This window comes from Paenibacillus sp. FSL H8-0282 (genome assembly GCF_037963825.1).
GTDB lineage: Bacteria > Bacillota > Bacilli > Paenibacillales > Paenibacillaceae > Paenibacillus_AQ > Paenibacillus_AQ odorifer.
On the sequence record NZ_CP150146.1, the window covers coordinates 698793 to 716127 of the forward strand.

Annotated in this window: 15 protein-coding genes; 11 read left to right on the plus strand and 4 right to left on the minus strand. The window is 47.0% G+C overall.

The annotated features are described in order from the left end of the window. Positions 1-42 precede the first annotated feature (42 nt). From NST94_RS03065 to NST94_RS03095, 7 genes are all read left to right on the plus strand, one after another. Positions 43-360 (plus strand): hypothetical protein, encoded by a 318-nt coding sequence (locus NST94_RS03065; protein WP_036679853.1) that lies wholly within the window; start codon positions 43-45, stop codon positions 358-360. Next, positions 357-1364, plus strand: a complete 1008-nt coding sequence (gene uvsE / locus NST94_RS03070) for a UV DNA damage repair endonuclease UvsE (protein WP_339281634.1) — start codon at positions 357-359, stop codon at positions 1362-1364. Before NST94_RS03065 ends, uvsE begins: the two co-directional genes overlap by 4 nt. A 268-nt stretch (positions 1365-1632) precedes the next feature. Beyond that, positions 1633-2517, plus strand: coding sequence for an inositol monophosphatase family protein (locus NST94_RS03075; protein ID WP_036679857.1), 885 nt, complete (start codon positions 1633-1635; stop codon positions 2515-2517). 15 nt (positions 2518-2532) lie between these two features. Next, positions 2533-2799 carry a hypothetical protein gene (locus NST94_RS03080; protein ID WP_076130524.1) on the plus strand — a complete coding sequence of 89 codons (267 nt, stop codon included), beginning with the start codon at positions 2533-2535 and terminating at the stop codon, positions 2797-2799. 95 nt (positions 2800-2894) lie between these two features. Further along, complete coding sequence (locus NST94_RS03085) at positions 2895-4187, plus strand: stalk domain-containing protein (RefSeq protein WP_339281635.1); 1293 nt, start codon at positions 2895-2897, stop codon at positions 4185-4187. Positions 4188-4288: 101 nt separating this feature from the next. Next, positions 4289-4840, plus strand: coding sequence for a peptide deformylase (gene def / locus NST94_RS03090; RefSeq protein ID WP_036679906.1), 552 nt, complete (start codon positions 4289-4291; stop codon positions 4838-4840). A 168-nt stretch (positions 4841-5008) separates the two neighbouring features. Next, positions 5009-5629: a hypothetical protein gene (locus tag NST94_RS03095; protein WP_076220196.1), complete on the plus strand. Its 621-nt coding sequence runs from the start codon at positions 5009-5011 to the stop codon at positions 5627-5629. A 566-nt stretch (positions 5630-6195) separates the two neighbouring features. On the opposite strand, the gene NST94_RS03100 is transcribed toward NST94_RS03095, so the two are convergent. Together NST94_RS03100 and NST94_RS03105 are read right to left on the minus strand one after the other, a co-directional pair. Next, positions 6196-7512 carry a glutamate-1-semialdehyde 2,1-aminomutase gene (locus tag NST94_RS03100; RefSeq protein WP_339281636.1) on the minus strand — a complete coding sequence of 439 codons (1317 nt, stop codon included), beginning with the start codon at positions 7510-7512 and terminating at the stop codon, positions 6196-6198. 124 nt (positions 7513-7636) lie between these two features. Then, positions 7637-8683, minus strand: coding sequence for an LCP family protein (locus NST94_RS03105; protein WP_076305528.1), 1047 nt, complete (start codon positions 8681-8683; stop codon positions 7637-7639). A gap of 105 nt (positions 8684-8788) precedes the next feature. On the opposite strand from NST94_RS03105, the gene bcp reads away from it, so the two are divergent. The 4 genes from bcp to NST94_RS03125 all read left to right on the plus strand — a co-directional run bounded on the left by bcp (position 8789) and on the right by NST94_RS03125 (position 15840). Beyond that, positions 8789-9256: a thioredoxin-dependent thiol peroxidase gene (gene bcp, locus NST94_RS03110; protein ID WP_076186308.1), complete on the plus strand. Its 468-nt coding sequence runs from the start codon at positions 8789-8791 to the stop codon at positions 9254-9256. A 123-nt stretch (positions 9257-9379) separates the two neighbouring features. Then, positions 9380-13663, plus strand: coding sequence for an acyl-CoA dehydratase activase-related protein (locus NST94_RS03115; RefSeq protein ID WP_339282124.1), 4284 nt, complete (start codon positions 9380-9382; stop codon positions 13661-13663). A 216-nt stretch (positions 13664-13879) separates the two neighbouring features. Continuing rightward, positions 13880-14332: a MarR family transcriptional regulator gene (locus tag NST94_RS03120; protein ID WP_076130529.1), complete on the plus strand. Its 453-nt coding sequence runs from the start codon at positions 13880-13882 to the stop codon at positions 14330-14332. Beyond that, positions 14329-15840 (plus strand): DHA2 family efflux MFS transporter permease subunit, encoded by a 1512-nt coding sequence (locus NST94_RS03125; protein WP_076106051.1) that lies wholly within the window; start codon positions 14329-14331, stop codon positions 15838-15840. Before NST94_RS03120 ends, NST94_RS03125 begins: the two co-directional genes overlap by 4 nt. Before the next feature lie 84 nt (positions 15841-15924). Here the strand turns inward: NST94_RS03125 and NST94_RS03130 are convergent, their stop codons facing one another. Together NST94_RS03130 and NST94_RS03135 are read right to left on the minus strand one after the other, a co-directional pair. Next, entirely contained in the window at positions 15925-16230 is a 306-nt protein-coding gene (locus NST94_RS03130; RefSeq protein ID WP_052096752.1) for a zinc ribbon domain-containing protein, read from the minus strand. A 95-nt stretch (positions 16231-16325) separates the two neighbouring features. Next, entirely contained in the window at positions 16326-17267 is a 942-nt protein-coding gene (locus NST94_RS03135) for a YafY family protein (RefSeq protein ID WP_339189427.1), read from the minus strand. Positions 17268-17335: the final 68 nt, after the last annotated feature.

The following is a 17335-nucleotide window of genomic DNA, read 5'->3' on the forward strand; positions in this document are numbered from 1 at the left end:
AAGCTATAGCGGGAATATCCCGACTGGAAGGAGAGAAGAAACATGGGTTTTCAAACAGAATTCAACTCCGTCTGCAAATTCAAGAGTGAACAAGAGCTGTACGAGCTGCTGGAATATGGGCGCACCAAAATGGTGAAACAAGGCTTTCGTGTGTATCCGACGGGCCAAAAGGTTATTGCTTACACCCCTGAGAACGTAGCTGTAGCCATTGTCAAAATTTCAGCCTCGATTGCAGAGATTAATTTTCAAGGGCATGAGGTTACCGCGGTCGAGATGGAGCTTGTGCGAAAGCTGAATGAAGAAGAGTCCAGAGTGCAGACGGCTTTGGCTGAGGAAATGTTTTTTGGAGCACAGGGATGATTGTCCGCTTCGGATATGTAGCGATGTCCACCGTTATCAAAGACTGCTCCCCATCTAAGACAATGACGATGGCCTCTTTTAAGAAGCTGGATGACCGTGAAGCGGCACTTCGGCGTTTGGAGAACATCGCTAGAATGAATCTGCATAATACGCTGCGGTTGATGAAGCATAATGTGGCTTCGGACATCATGGTGTACCGCCTCACTTCCAAAATCATTCCTCTGGCGACGCATCCGGATTTGCAGGACTGGAATCCGTTTGCGGTGCTCGCCGAGGAATTTGCGGAAGTGGGCCAATATGTGAAAAAGCACGGGCTGCGCGTTTCTTTTCATCCAGATCACTTTACAGTACTTAGTACACCCCGTCCGGAGGTGCTGATAAACTCCGTACGGGATTTGCAGTACCATGTGGACATGCTGGTTGCTATGGGGCTTCCTGCCATGGCGAAGAACAATATCCATATTGGCGGAGCTTATGGGGACAAGCCTGTAGCGGCGAAGCGATTCGAGGAGCATTTCCGCGCGCTGCCGGCAGCGCTGCAGGAGCGTATAACGCTGGAGAATGACGATAAGACATTTACAGCTCCGGAGACACTGGCAGTCAGTCAGAGCGTAGGATTACCGATGGTGCTGGATATTCACCACCAATGGGTGAATAATGAAGGAGAGCTCCCTTGGGAGCTGTGGCCTGACATTTTGCAGACATGGCGAAGCGAGCTAGCACAGAAGGACGTTCCTTCGGGAGAGCTTTTGCCGCCTAAGATTCATGTATCCAGTCCGCGCAGCCCGTCTGATCCGCGCAGCCATGCGGATGGCGTGGAACCTGCGCCTTTGCTGGCTTTTCTGAAACGTATTGCCGCAGATACGCCTGCTGTCGATGTTATGATTGAGGCGAAACTAAAAGATGGCGCGTTATTTGGATTGATGGAGGCTATGAAGGAGCTGGCTGAGGCTGGTAACGGAATTTCCTTATTAAATGGGGCAAGCGTGAATATTGAACCTTAAACAATGAAAATAAGGAGATAGGTCCCGAATACGGGTCCTATCATGACTTGATATGTAACTTGAAATAGGGTACGTTGAATGAAACTTTAATCGCTTATCGTCTTTATATGGACCTGGGGCATTTATGCTCGCAGATGAGAATTGGGTCCTCTTTTGGCGGAACTTTGGGAACTTGGGGAACGTTTTGACGTATTGCACGGTATTGTGAATAGGATTGCTTTAGAATTAAAGCCATTGGCGATTATGTTCAAGAAAGTGGAGTGAAGATATGAGTCCTTTAAATCCAGAGGGTAAGAATGAACGTGAACCCTATGTAGTAACAAGCAAGGGACATACGGCGGTGGCCATTAATGCGGCTGCCAAAGCAGGAGAATGGATAAAGAGCAGACAGGGTCTCGTGAAGGAGCTGAATACAAAAACTTCAGCACAAGATCTGGTTACGGAAGTTGATAAAGGCGTTGAGCAAATGATCCGCAGGCTGATCCTGACACATTTTCCCGACCATGCCATTCTCGGGGAAGAGGGGGTTTCGCCGGGAGCAGCAGCGGCTACCGCTGCATTGGAAGAAGCTCGTGAGCATGAATATTTGTGGATTGTAGATCCTGTAGATGGTACGACTAATTTCGTACACGGATTTCCTTTTTACTGTGTCTCCATAGCATTGGTGATTCGCGGTGAACTAACAGTAGGCGTTATTTATGATCCGACTCGTGATGAAATGTTCGTCGCTGAAAAAGGAAAGGGAGCTTATATGCACGGTGTCCCTACCTCGGTCTCTACGGAGACTGATTTTGGGGACAGCCTGATTGCTATGGGCTTTCCGCCGGATCGTGAGTTTGCACAACCTGTGAATATGGCCGGACTGCAAAGTATTCTTCCGCAGATTCGTGGTATTCGTGCCGGAGGCGCGGCTGCTCTACATTTGGCTTATGTGGCGGCAGGCCGTGTAGATGGCTATTGGGAAGTGGGCTTAAGCCCTTGGGACTGTGCAGCAGGAGTACTGCTTGTACTTGAATCAGGAGGCAAGATTACGGATACCCTAGGACGTTCATATGATATTGGTACACGTCATGTAGTAGCAAGTAATGGCCACATTCACGAATATTTGGTTTCGTCACTGAAGAATGCTGAAGCAACAGGATATAAGCTTTAGGGAGGACGATACAGCATGAGTGAGAAGGATGATTTGGAACGCAAGCTGAGCGAAATGTTGGTAGATGGTGAGATGGAACAAGGCGATCGTACGGCTAAGGAAATCCGGGAAATCTCACCTAAATATGAAATTCGTATTCAGACTACGCTCGATCCTATTGTGGAAGAAACATTACGTTATCGTAAGATTGGATATGAGCTGGATGACCGTTATGATAAATATCTGGAGCGTGCAGGGCAGAAGTTAGAGTCAGATGAAGATTCAGACAATAATAGCCAGTGATTTGCGAGGGGCGGTTTCCTGAATATAGGAGGCCGCTCTTTTGCGTTGCTATCCTGGATGGTAGAATGGAATTAGAACAATTTGGGAGGGATACGATGCTAGGCAATTGGAAAAAAATTTGGGCAGCTGGCATAAGCAGCCTGCTTTTGTTATCTGCGCTGATTAGCGTAGGAGCAGGCACGGCAAATGCGGCTGACACGACTGCGATACAAGACTCTGGGCAAGATGTCTTTCGCATCGTAGCTCTAGGTGATTCCATTACTGCTGGCTACGAGCCAGGAATGACGGACGTGAATACTAAGCCATACGGCTATGCGGAGAGATTGCTTGAGCAGGGCTGGTATCATGGCAGAAGTGCACTTACTAATTATGGTATTCTAGGGCTGACTACGGCCGGATTACGTAATTACACAGGAGCGATCAAGGATGGTTCAGTGATTACTGCTGAAGGAGTTCAGGCAGGTCTCCCAGATCCACGAATAGAGCAGTTCGTGAAGCTAACTCCGCAGATCGCAGCAGAGCTTAAGGAAGCTGATCTGATTACCATTACGATTGGCGGGAATGATGTAAGCAGTCTGTTCTTGCAGTTCAAGGAGCTGACGGATGCGGATTTCCAAACACAGCTGGACCAGCGGCTAGCGGATTATCAAACAAATGTGAAGGCATTGCTGGAGAATATTCGTGCGGTAAGTCCGCAAACGACGATTATACTGGCCGATCAATATCAGCCTGCCCCTAAGGTTGCGCTTGGTCAAATGTACAACAGATTAATGACGGCAGCGGGCAAATTTACGGAAGCAGCGGATAGTGTAGCTGCAAGCGTGAACCAAGAGGGAGCGAAGGTGCTTGTAGCTCATGTTGCGGCAAAGTTTGCCGGGGTAGAAGGCTCGCTGACACATATTATTGGAGCAGGGCAAACTGATTTTCACCCGACGCAGCTTGGATACGAGACTATTGCTAAGGTCTTTGCGGAGTTACAATGGGGAGAGTATCGCGTTCCTAGTGTAGCTACAATGGCTACTGCATCGGTACCGATGTCGATTGTAGTGAAGGGCGTGGAGTTGAATACACCCAATAAGCCTATCCTTAAAAATGGGCAGAACTTTTTGGCGCTAAAAGATATTCTAAATGCCGTGGGCGCAAGCGGGAAGTGGGATAACAAAACCTCCAGCGCTACCATCGTGTATGGTGGAAGAACCGTTGTGATCACCATTGGCTCGAAATTTATTAAGGTGAATGGAGAGAACGTGGCTATTGATACTCCAGCTTTTCTGCAAAAGGTAGGCAAGGAGGACAAAACCTACTTACCCCTTGCCGCTTTGGCGACAGGACTTGGATTCGATGTTAATTACAGCAGCAAACTGCGAACTGCTTTCATAAATCCATAAAGCTGCATACTATACATCATAAGAAATTAAATTAAGCCCGTAAGGAAAAGGTGGATGGAATATTGTCTAGTTCAAAATATAATGCTGAATATATCATCACCATGGATGATATAGTGCGGGAGGGTCATCCCGTACTTCGTACCGTAGCACAACCAGTAGAGCTTCCATTACAGGCGGAAGATCGTGAGGCTTTGCAATGTATGCTTCAATTTCTGAAGAACAGTCAGGACCCGGAGATTTCCGAAGAATATAAGCTGCGCTCTGGCGTAGGTCTGTCGGCGAATCAAATCGGACTGGAGAAGCGTATGTTCGCGATGTATCTTACAGACGAGAGAGGGCGGGCTGTAGAGCATGCTTGGGTTAACCCTAAGATCATAAGCCACTCCTTGTCTATGGTGTACTTACCAGAAAGCGAGGGCTGTCTGTCCGTTGATCGTCCCGTGCATGGCTTTGTACCTCGGTATGAAACCGTGAAGGTGAAGGGTTATGATCTGGAGGGCAAGGAGGTTGTCCTTAAATTTAAGGGCTACCAAGCTATCATCATCCAGCATGAAATAGACCATCTCGATGGGATTATGTTCTATGACCGAATTAACAAGGAGAACCCGTTTAAGCTGCCTCAGGGCGTGGAGATCCGGAACTTATATGAGTAGGAGAGTAACTCTGAATTAAAAAGCGGGCGACCTTACAGCGTAAAGCTGATGGTCGCTTTTTTTTACCTATCGGCAAGATTATGATATTTCAAATATTTTACAAATCAATCGGAAGGATGTACCCTTACAATTAATGGATTTAAATTAGTAATAAGAGGAGGGCGTTAAATGAACTGGAGCAGAATGCCAATTAGAGGATTCGCCAACGAATACAATGATGAGGTTAAAAAGATTGATGAGCAGATTTTGAGTCTGATTCAGGAACGTAAAGCTATAACAGGCAAGAAACGATTATCCCCTGATAGTAAGCTACTTGAGGAATGGGCAACTAGATTCGAGATGAATACTACTCAGATTGTGCAGCATTTGCACCTTATGAATGAAACTGTACCCAGAAGACAATATTGGGAAGAGCCTGGTTTATTGCTGGGAGTGCTTCCGATTGTGAAGCGGACGGTCGTTGAAGAATGTGAATATATACTTACGCATGCTATGCAGTATGAAGCCTTCAGCATAGTTACTGTGGAAATCAAATATTTAAAAGAAGCTGTAGGACATATCCATCTTCGAACGGCTTTAACGCTTGAAGTGGCGGGTGAGAATGAATATGAAGTGCAGCCGCATGGTGGTCATGGAGGTGGAGCGCATACACAAATGCAATTCTTGGTCGCCCCAACGCTGCCGGAGCATCTGGAGGGTGTAGAGTTTTCACTAGTACCTGGGAGCGAGCAAATGTTAAGACCGTTAATGACTGAGATTACGTTGGACAAGCAGGTGGATTTTACATGAGAGCAGTAGAATATTTGGACTTCCAAACGCTGTTAGCGGATGAAATCCGTAGATAAAGGTGGTCACTATCGCTCACACTCTTACAAAACGATTCTTTCTTTAACCCCTAGACTATATACGGTGTGTGTCTGCTTTTTGCGGTGTGAGCTACAGAGTTATTAGGGAAAACTCCCTGAAAATAACCTATATTCTCTGTAAATGAACAGAATTAGGGATTTCCTCCCTAAAAAATGGGGTAAGTTCTTTGTTTTCCGCTAAATCAGCTAAATTATAGGGAGGGTTTCCCTGATTATCTATTCAAGCTCCCTAACCCTTGTACTAAACTCCGGGAAGGTCTGGCGATACCTGTTACGTAGCCTAGAGAAATTGACGCTTGAGATCGGCTGGCTTAAGCTTGCCACAAGCTACAGAGGCAGACCGTGGATGAGTAAAAATGTAGAGCAGCGATCCTCCAATATAGGAGAATCGCTGCTCTTTTAACATTTGCGGTTTATGGGACTGGGACAGCCCCTTAATCTATGCAGCTGTTATTCAGCTTATAGAGCACTGCGTTTCATAATCCATTCTTATTTCTCAGCCGCCATAGCGCGGAAGGATTCTTCAGCTGCGATAAGTGTAGCATCAATATCTGCATCAGTATGTGCTGTGGTCAGGAACCAAGCTTCGTATTTCGAAGGGGCAAGGTTAATGCCACGGTTCAGCATATGCCGGAAGAAGCTGGCGAACAATTCGCCGTCTGTATCCTGAGCCTCGTCATAATTCGTAACCGGATGATTACAGAAATGAGTGGAGAACGAACCACGGATGCGGTTGATTGTCAGTGGAATGCCATGACGGTCTGCAGATGCTTGAAGTCCATCGGCGAGGCGGATTGCAAGCCGATCCATTTCTTCGTATACACCCTCTGCACTCAGAACCTCTAAACAAGCAATCCCTGCAGAGATAGACGCAGGATTGCCCGCCATTGTGCCGGCTTGATATGCCGGTCCAAGTGGAGCTACCTGTTCCATAACATGCCTGCGGCCGCCGTAAGCGCCGATAGGCAGGCCGCCACCGATGATTTTGCCAAGTGCAGTAAGGTCAGGAGTAATGTCCTCATGATTATCCAGCCCCGCATAGGTTTGTGTAGAACCATAATGGAAGCGGAAGGCAGTAATGACTTCGTCATAAATAACAAGGGAGCCATTATCGTGAGCCAGCTTGCAAAGTCCTTCGAGGAAACCAGGCTTAGGCATCACCATGCCGAAATTCCCCACAATCGGTTCAACCATAACAGCTGCGACATCTTCGCCCCATTTCTCCAGCGCCTCTTTCAGGCTGTCCAGATCATTAAAGGGAACGGTGATTACCTCCTGGGCGATACTGCTTGGAACACCGGCACTATCTGGAATGCCAAGTGTAGAAGGTCCGGATCCTGCTGCTACAAGCACCAGATCAGAGTGACCGTGGTAACAGCCAGCGAATTTTACGATTTTGCTGCGTTTTGTATAGGCACGGGCTACACGAATCGTTGTCATAACCGCTTCGGTTCCAGAATTGACGAAACGTACTTTATCCATAGAAGGAATGGCTTCTTTTAGCATTTTAGCAAGTTTAATTTCGAGCTGGGTTGGGGTTCCGTAAAGAACACCATTTTCTGCTGCTGTCGTAATTGCTTTGGTAATATGAGGGTGGGCATGGCCGGTAATGATCGGTCCATAGGCTTGGAGATAATCGATATATTCATTGCCGTCTTCATCCCAGAAGTGAGATCCACTGGCGCGTTTCATAAATACAGGTGCTCCGCCGCCAACGGCTTTGAAGGAGCGGGAAGGGCTATTTACACCCCCAACGATATGCTGGAGGGCTTCGTGATAAAGTTGTTCAGATGTGGAGCGATTCATAATGTGATCATCCTTTCGATTGTTGGTGCTCAAGGGAACGGGCGAACAACGGTGTTTTCCGTTGTCCGCCCGTATTATACCAAGTCACTGCTTTGTGTACATGTGAACTTTGCTTGTCAGGCCCTTAATGGGTCCCGCCAGAACTGCTATTGGAGGTGTTCTCCGATGTAGGGGTTGATGTTGGCTCAGGACCATTTATGGTATCCTGTATAAATTCTTTTAGCTTCTTTTCGCTACGAATTCCGATAACCTGTGATCCGTCACTTGTAGTCTCCTCAGTGAGCAGATCCATTGGCGGAATTTGCTCACTGCCACCCATACTGCTATTATACCCTACGCTTGCCAGCTTCCACATATCATTAACTGACATATTGGTTTCAATATAAGGCGTAACCTGCGACAGGATATTTGGCAGCTTGACAATGGAGGTGGTGCTGATCAGCTTATCAGCCACAGCCTTGAGAAAACCGCGTTGACGCTCGGTTCGAGTGAAATCAGAGGTAGCGTCATGCCGAAAGCGAACATATTGTAACGCCATGTTGCCGTCAAGATGCTGATATCCTTTTTTTAGATCAATATCATATTCCGGACCGTCTGCAACGGTTTTGTAGACCATATCTTTTTCGACTTCATAATCCACACCCCCAACGGCATCAACCAGCTTGATGAATCCTTGGAAGTCCGTGTAGACATAATATTGAATTGGGATACCGAGCAGATCGCTGACGGTCTGCATCGCAGTATTAGGTCCATAAATAATCGCTGTATTAATACGTTTCTCGCCATGATCTGGAATCGGAACGTACGTATCTCTCAGTATTGAAAATACACTGATTTTCTTCTTCACAGGGTCGAGAGAAGCGACGAGCATTGTATCTGAACGGGGGATTTCCCCTTTCTTCACACCTCGGGCATCTACACCCATTAATAGGATATTAACAGGCTCTGTACCTTCCCACTTAGGAGGCTCAGGGGTGTCGACATCAACGGTCTCTGCATTTTGAAAAGGGGAATCTTCAGTATTCGACATGCTACCAAGCTCATTGTAAATGGTTGTAATGTAGAAAATGGCCCCACCGATAATAAGGAGGAGTATAATGGCCAGCGTCCAAAGCAGCGGTTTCTTTTTTGACTTACCAGTCTTTGCGTGCCTTTTCTTTCTAGGTGGCATTTCTCGTTCTTCCTTTCGCATTCACGTTGACTACATTATAATTTCTTTTGGGGATACGTGCAATTTAGGAATAATTCCCCAATCTTAAGAAGGAGTGGATATATCTTGATCGAAGTAGCTATTGGACAAAAAGTACCCAATTTCACCCTTCCCTCTTCCAATGGGCATGAGGTTAGTTTGAGTGATTTCTTGGGCCGAAAGGTCATCTTATATTTTTACCCTAAAAATATGACACCAGCCTGCACGCAGGAGGCCTGCGAATTTCGTGACGCTTTTGATCAAATCACGGCGGTGGGTGCGGTTGTTCTGGGCATTAGTCCGGACTCTTTGGCATCACACGCTAAATTTACAGAGAAGCATAGTTTGCCCTTTCCACTGCTGTCTGATGAGGATCATAAGGTAAGTGAAATGTTCGGCGTATGGCAGCTCAAGAAACTTTACGGCAAAGAATTTATGGGAATTGTGCGATCTACTTTTCTGATTGATGAGCAGGGGATATTAGTGGAAGAATGGCGGAAGGTACGGGTAAAAGGGCATGTCGCAAACACGATAGCAGGAATAAGCGAATCATAAATTTTACTAATTACTTTTTATTGATGTCTATTACATTTTTAACAGCTTATATAAGGTGTTGTCATGATATAGTTTCCTCATAATTGCTTCAAATTTGGAGCAAGAAGAGGTGGTGGAGTGATAATGCTGCATATTGGGCTTGATATCGGATCAACTACTGCTAAATTAGTTGTCATAGAGCGGGACATCATTGTTTATCAAGACTATGTAAGACATTATAGCGATATTAAAAAAGCGGCCCTCTCTCTTCTGTCTGATGTACGTGACAGATTCCCAGAGAGGGGAGCTAGGCTTACTGTAAGCGGTTCCTCGGGTTTGTCTTTATCCAAATTAGGTGGAGTTCCCTTTATTCAGGAGGTGATAGCCTGCACGAAGGCGATCAGTGCGCTGATTCCGGAATGTGACACGGCGATTGAACTGGGTGGAGAGGACGCTAAGATAATATATCTTCGGGGCGGCATTGAGCAGCGTATGAATACAGCCTGCGCGGGCGGAACGGGAGCGTTCATCGATCAGATGGCAGCGCTGCTGCAGACCGATCCGGCAGGCTTAAATATTTTGGCGGAGAAGCATGAGCGAATCTATCCCATAGCTTCACGCTGTGGTGTATTTGCCAAAAGCGATGTACAGCCGCAGCTTAATGAAGGAGCACGCCGGGAGGATGTGGCGGCTTCGATCTTTCAGAGTATCGTTAATCAGACGATTAGCGGTCTTGCTTGTGGACGTCCGATTCGAGGACGGGTGGCTTTTCTTGGCGGCCCGCTGACCTTCCTGCCTGCCTTGCGGCAGCGTTTTGCGGAAACGCTGGAGCTGGCGGCGGAGGATATCCTGTTCCCGGAACGCTCACAGTATTTCGTGGCGATTGGAGCTGCGCTCTCCGAAGCTGATCCAGTCGTATTGCCACTTTCAAGCTGGATCACGCGAATTGCGGCGGTTGATTTTACTGCGGATCGAGCTGCGGATGCTGAATTGCCTCCGCTTTTTGAGAATGCCGCTGAGCTTGCAGAATTTCGGCTTCGTCACGGCAAAGCCTCTGCAGCGAGATCAGATTTAGCCTTATATCGTGGACCTTGTTATCTAGGAATTGATGCCGGCTCAACCACAACTAAACTCGTGTTAACCGGTTCGGCTGACGAAATTCTCTATACCTTTTATGGCAGCAACAAAGGCAACCCGCTGCATTCGGTCAGCGATGCACTGAAGGAGATCTACCGGGTTCTGCCTGAAGGCTGCCATATCGCAGGATCATATGTGACAGGGTACGGTGAGGGGTTAATCAAGGCCGCTCTGCGGACAGATGGCGGAGAAGTAGAGACTGTTGCACACTACAAGGCAGCTTCCAAGTTCATGCCAGAAGTAGATTTCATACTGGATATCGGTGGTCAGGATATGAAGTGCATCAAAATCCGTGGCGGTGCTATCGACAGCCTTATGCTCAATGAAGCTTGTTCAGCCGGTTGTGGCTCTTTTCTGGAGAGCTTTGCCTCTGCCCTCGGACTTGGGATCGAGGAATTTGCCAAAACTGCACTCGAAGCGACTCAGCCTGTTAATTTGGGCTCGCGCTGCACGGTGTTCATGAACTCTAAGGTCAAGCAGGTTCAGAAGGAGGGCGCATCATTAGCGGATTTATCGGCGGGTCTTGCCTACTCTGTGATCAAGAATGCTCTGCAAAAGGTAATTAAAATCCGCAATCCGGAGGACTTAGGGCGAAATATCATCGTTCAGGGCGGTACCTTCTATAATGAAGCTGTATTGCGCGCCTTTGAGTCCTTGACGGGGCGGACGGTGGTTAGACCGGATATAGCTGGCGTAATGGGAGCTTACGGCTGTGCACTGATTGCGCGTGAGCAAGCAGGGGTTAACGGATCCAGTACGCTGCTTGGACCAGAGGAGCTTGCCAGCTTTAAATATGAGGTCTCCTCAGGCCGCTGTGGCCGCTGTGGGAATAACTGTGCGCTGACGATCAGTCGTTTTCCGGATAAGAGCTTTTATGTGACCGGCAATCGCTGCGAACGCGGCGCAGGAGTCAAAAAAGAGAAAAATGTCCTGCCGAATCTGATGCAGTATAAATATGAACGGTTTTTTGAGTACGAGAGTTTACCGGAAACAGGGGCATGGCGGGGGACCGTCGGGATTCCGCGTACCATGAATATGTTTGAGAATTACCCGTTCTGGCACACTTTTTTCACCAAACTGGGCTATCGGGTGATTCTCTCCCCTAAATCAAGCAAGAAGCTTTTCGAAAGCGGAATGGATACGATTCCTTCAGAATCGATATGTTATCCTGCGAAGATGGCGCATGGACATGTGCAAAGCCTGATCGGTAAAGGTGTCGATTTTATTTTTTATCCAGCGGTGGTGTATGAGAAAAAAGAAGATGAAGCTGCGGATAATCACTTCAATTGTCCAGTGGTCGCCTCTTATCCCGAAGTCATTCGCAACAATATGGATGGGTTAAAGGACAATGGAATCAAGCTTGTCAGTCCATTCCTGACCTTCGATGATATTTCTGCGCTGACCAAAGGGCTGGTGAAGACATTTACCAGCATTCCGCGAGAAGAGATTGCGTCCGCGGTGCAGGCGGGACTTACAGAGGCTGATAACGCCAAAGGTGATGTGCGTACCAAAGGGGAAGAGACCCTTGTGTACCTAGCTGATACTGGAACCAAAGGAATCCTGCTCTGTGGACACCCTTATCATGCCGATCCTGAGATTAATCACGGGATAGCGGATATGATAACCGGGATGGGACTCGCCGTGCTGACAGAAGATTCTGTCTGCCATCTGGACCACAGCGAAGGGGATGTGGCTGTTGTTAATCAGTGGACCTACCATGCCCGGATGTACCGTGCAGCCCGCCTTGCTGCAGTCCGCTCGGATCTGGAGCTTGTTCAATTGACTTCCTTCGGCTGTGGGATCGATGCGATCACTTGTGATGCCGTACAGGATATTATGGAAAGACATAACAAGGTATATACATTGATCAAAATCGATGAGATCAGCAATCTTGGTGCAGCGCGCATTCGGCTTCGTTCATTGCTGGCGGCAATGCGTGAGCGTGAAAAAGGTAAGGTAGTGCCGCAAAAGCCGCCAAAAGTGCAGGCTAATGTGTTATTTACAAAGGAAATGAAAGAGACCTATACCATTCTTGCGCCACAGATGTCGCCTATTCATTTTGAATTGTTTGAGCAGGTGTTTCGCGATGCCGGATACCGCCTGAAGATACTTGAGACGACCGGACCCGAAGAGACAGAAGAAGGTCTGAGATACGTTAATAATGATGCGTGTTATCCGGCAATTGTGACGATTGGCCAGATTCTGTCGGCGCTGAAAAGTGGGGAATACGATCCGGATCGTACTGCTGTGATTATGTCACAGACGGGTGGCGGCTGCCGGGCTACGAATTATATTTCTTTGCTGCGCAAAGCCTTAAAGGATTCAGACCTTGAACAAATTCCGGTGATTTCACTCAACGCTTCAGGGATGGAGAATCAGCCGGGTTTCCGTATCAGTCTTAAGCTGGCGAATCGGTTGATAGCTGCCGCTTGTTATGGTGATCTTATGATGCGGATGTTAAATCACTTTAGGCCGCATGAGGTTGTTTCAGGAAGTGCGGAAGTTCTATTCCGCAAAGGGATGGAGCGTTGCAAGGCAAGCTTATCCAACTTTTCATTCCGAGAATACAAACGCCTGATTCGTGAGATTGTTGCAGAGTTCTGCAAGCTGCCCGTTACAGGTATTACTAAACCAAGAGTAGGCATTGTCGGTGAGATCCTGATCAAATTCCATCCGAATGCCAATAACCGCATTATAGAGATGATCGAGGCAGAGGGCGGGGAAGCGGTAATGCCGGACTTCCTGGATTTCATTTTCTATTGTGTATATAATCCGATCTACAAAGCTGAGCAATTCGGCAAAAGCAAACGGCTCGGCTATATCAATCCCATGCTGATCTCTTATCTGGAAATTTACCGTAAGCCGATTAAGGTTGCCCTTGAGGATGCGGGGCTGGCTAAAGGACGGGAGAATATTTATGGTCTTGCCGAGAAGGCCAGCCGACTGGTGTCCGTAGGGAATCAGATGGGTGAGGGCTGGTTTTTAACCGCAGAAATGATGGATTTGTTGGATAATGGTGTGAACAACATCGCCTGTATTCAACCGTTCGCGTGCCTGCCCAACCATATCACCGGGCGTGGGATGATTAAAGGTCTTAAGGAATTATATCCGGGTGCAAATATCGTGGCGATTGACTATGATGCTGGAGTTAGCGTAGTCAACCAAGCGAATCGGATTAAGCTGATGATGTCAATTGCCAGCAGCCAGGAAGAGACTAAGCCATCTAATTTAAAACTGCAGGATAAGCCTCAGCAGCAGACTTTACCTGAAAGTTCATACAGCTTAACCTGAGCATTGTTCAGACGAAAAAGCGGGCCAAGGATCTACCTTGGTTCGCTTTTTTTATGCTTTGTGCACTTATGTATGATTTTCATGTTTTTCCTGCAATACAAAATTAACTTTCAGAAAGTTACAGCAAAATATTGACCGAAATTTAGTTAAGGTGTAAAATAGTACGCATGCGAACTATTAGATGGTCTAACTAATTAATTCTTTGGAGGTGAAGATTTGGAAGATAAGGAGCAGCAATTAGATGATATATTCTCCTCTTTTCGCCGGATTAGCCATGCATTTCAGCAGTTGCTGTGGAAGGATGCTGAAGAGCTGGACATCACACCAACACAGTTGATGGTTCTCCGCAAAATATCTGCAAATCCCGATATTGGCATTACAGATCTTGCCGAGCTATTACATTTGGGGAACAGTGCAGCGAGCGGAGTAGTGGACCGGATGGTGAAAGCCGATTTGATCACAAGACAGCGCTCTGAGGTAGATCGGCGTATATACAACTTGGCGATTACTGAAAAGGGCAGAGAGATCAGGGAAAGAAGTAAGCAATCGCTCAGAAGACACTTACTTCCACTATCCAATATACCTGCCGAGGATGCAGGCGAATTACTTAGGATTCATACCGAAATCATTCAGATCTTAGAGCAGGGGAGAGACAAACAGAATTTATGAGTACAATTACAGGTAACGCTGCAGCGGCAACTAAGGGAATACGTAGAGGACCGATTATTGCAGCGCTCTTAATAGGTGCATTTGTCGCACTTTTGAACCAAACACTTCTTAATGTGGCATTGCCGAGCATAATGGACGATCTAAAAATCGCAACGAATACGGCACAGTGGCTAACAACGGGATTTATGCTCGTGAACGGTGTGCTGATACCGATTAGTGCGTTTCTGGTGGAAAAGTTTACGACCCGCCAGCTATTCATCACCGCGATGTCACTTTTTTCGTTAGGTACACTTGTCTGTGGAATCGGAACAGGCTTTGAAATGATCATGGTCGGCAGAGTCATTCAGGCGGTTGGCGCAGGGATTTTGATGCCGTTAATGAATATTGTGTTTCTTCGCATCTTCCCAATTGAAGAGCGGGGAAAAGCGATGGGGCTAATGGCGGTAGCCATGATTTTTGCTCCAGCTGTAGGTCCAACGTTGTCAGGGTGGGTAGTTCAGAACTATTCTTGGCGCGTATTGTTCTTTATCGTTCTTCCGCTGGCTATTCTTTCTACCTTGCTAGGTATGAAAACAATGCAAAATGTAGGGCAAACAACCTCTCCGAAGCTGGATAAAACGGGTGTTATCCTGTCTACAATTGGTTTTGGGGGATTGTTGTACGGCTTCAGTGATGCTGGAACCGATGGTTGGGGAAGTGCAACAGTCATTACCTGCCTCATTGTGGGTGTGATTGCACTGGCTTTATTCGTATGGAGAGAGCTTAAGGCTGAGACACCTCTGCTTGAGTTCCGGATTTTCAGATACAATATGTATTCACTCACGACATTAATCAATATCATCATTACGATGGCTTTATATTCGGGTATGATTTTGCTGCCGATTTATTTGCAGACGATCCGTGGCTTTACGCCAATGGAGTCCGGTCTTATGCTGTTGCCGGGAGCCATTCTAATGGGAATTATGTCTCCAATCACGGGGATTATATTTGATAAAATCGGGGCAAGATGGCTGTCTGTGGTAGGCCTGATTATTACAGTAATTACGACCTGGCAATTCAGCCAGCTTACAGACAGTACGACGTATACGCATATGATTATTACTTACACGGTTCGGATGTTAGGCATGTCGATGTTATCGATGCCGATTGTAACGGCTGGACTTAACCAGCTTCCACAGCGTTTAAGCTCGCATGGTACAGCAATGTCGAATACGTTGCGGACGGTCGGAGGCGCGCTGGGAATGGCGTTGTTCGTCAGTCTAATGACCAATAAGACGAAGAGCACAATCACTGATACGCTTATGAGCGGAACGGTTTCGTTAAACGATAAAGCAGCGATGCTTAAGCTTACGCAAGAGGCTACAATTAGCGGGGTTACGCATGCCTTTAACATTGCTACCTGGATCACTGTAGTTGCTTTGGTATTGGCTTTCTTTATTAAAAAGACTTCACCGCAGCCAGACTTCCTGAAGACGGAAGAAGTGCAGCCACAGCAGGACAATCAATAAAAAACTGGGCTAAAAAAGAATGGAAAAAGGAGCGTCCTACGAACCGTTATGGTTCCTAGGGCGCTTCTTTTTGTTGTGATGCTATTAGTTAGCTGGAGACACAGCTGCAGGATCACTCCAGCGTTTCAAATGTGGCAGCTGCTCCGCGAGAAGTTTACGGGCAACATTCTCATCCATTCCTTCTTCGACCATATAGCCTGTACAAATGTCAGCCATTTCTTGCAACGTGATATTAGGCTGTTTGAATGCGCCATTCTCATAGCAGTACACGCAGTAATCTTCGATCTTGTTGCCATTCTGGTCCGTTCCAAGCAATTCCGCCGTAGGCATTGGCATCCCACAGCTTTGACAAATTTTAAGATCTCCTTGCTCTACATGTTCATGTCCCATATTTAACACTCCTTTAAAGGTATGCAAGCTCTCGAGCGCCCGCTTTAAGTTCAGTATAGAACAATAAACCTGACGGCATTCCGTCAGGTTTATTGTTAGGTTGTATATTTTGCTGCTATGCCTGCTGCAAGCTGCCCCAGCTTTTGCCGAATATGCGGTGGCTCTAAGATTTCTACATGCATCCCGAAGCTTAGCAGGAAACCATACAGCCATCCATCCTCAGGATAGTTGATGGTAACCTTGTAACCTCCATTACCGTCGGGCAGTAGCTCGGTAGAATCAAACCGCTCTTCCGCTAGATGTTTGCTTTCAGCCCTAAACTGCAAAACGATGGGTGTTGCTGTTGTTACGGTTGATCTCTGATACTCGTTGCTCCAAGGCAGCTCGCTTGCATCCACATCTTTTGCAATAAAAACTTGGGTATTCTTAACGAGCTCTTTCATGCGCAACAGCTTAAATAGACGGAAATCCTGACGATTGAGACAAAATCCATATAAGTACCATGCTTGCCCCTTTAGCACTAAAGTATAGGGCTCTACCGAACGCTGGCTTGTCTGACCCGCAGCATCCACATAATCAAAGTTTACGGTCACGCTTTCCTCAAGTGCTTCTTTTAGAGTGGCAAGCTTTTCTTCCAGAATACGTTGAAGACCCCATGGGGAGAAGTCGATGATGAGCTGAGTCGTTTTGCTGCGGAAGGCGGCGGATTGGGAGGGCGGGATTACGCTGCTGATTTTTTCCATGAGCAGAGTATGTTCATTTCCTCCATAAGACGAGACGCTCTGCAGAGCCGTGAAAATATCCGCCAGCTCACGATCCGTCAAAACATTGCGGTCCAGCCGGTATCCTTCCATAAGCCCGATCCCACCGTTCGCTCCCTGATAGGTAACGATAGGAATTCCGGCCCCATTAATGCTTTCAATATCACGATAAATCGTGCGCACAGATACCTCGAACATATCGGCTAGCTCCTTCGCCTGAATTAGGCGGCGGTTCATTAGCAGGATAACGATAGAGAGCAATCGATCTATTTTCAAAAGACAATTCCTTCTTTCCCGGAGATTTCCGTGAAGTAATGCTGTATTTCATCTTAGCAAATCCTTGA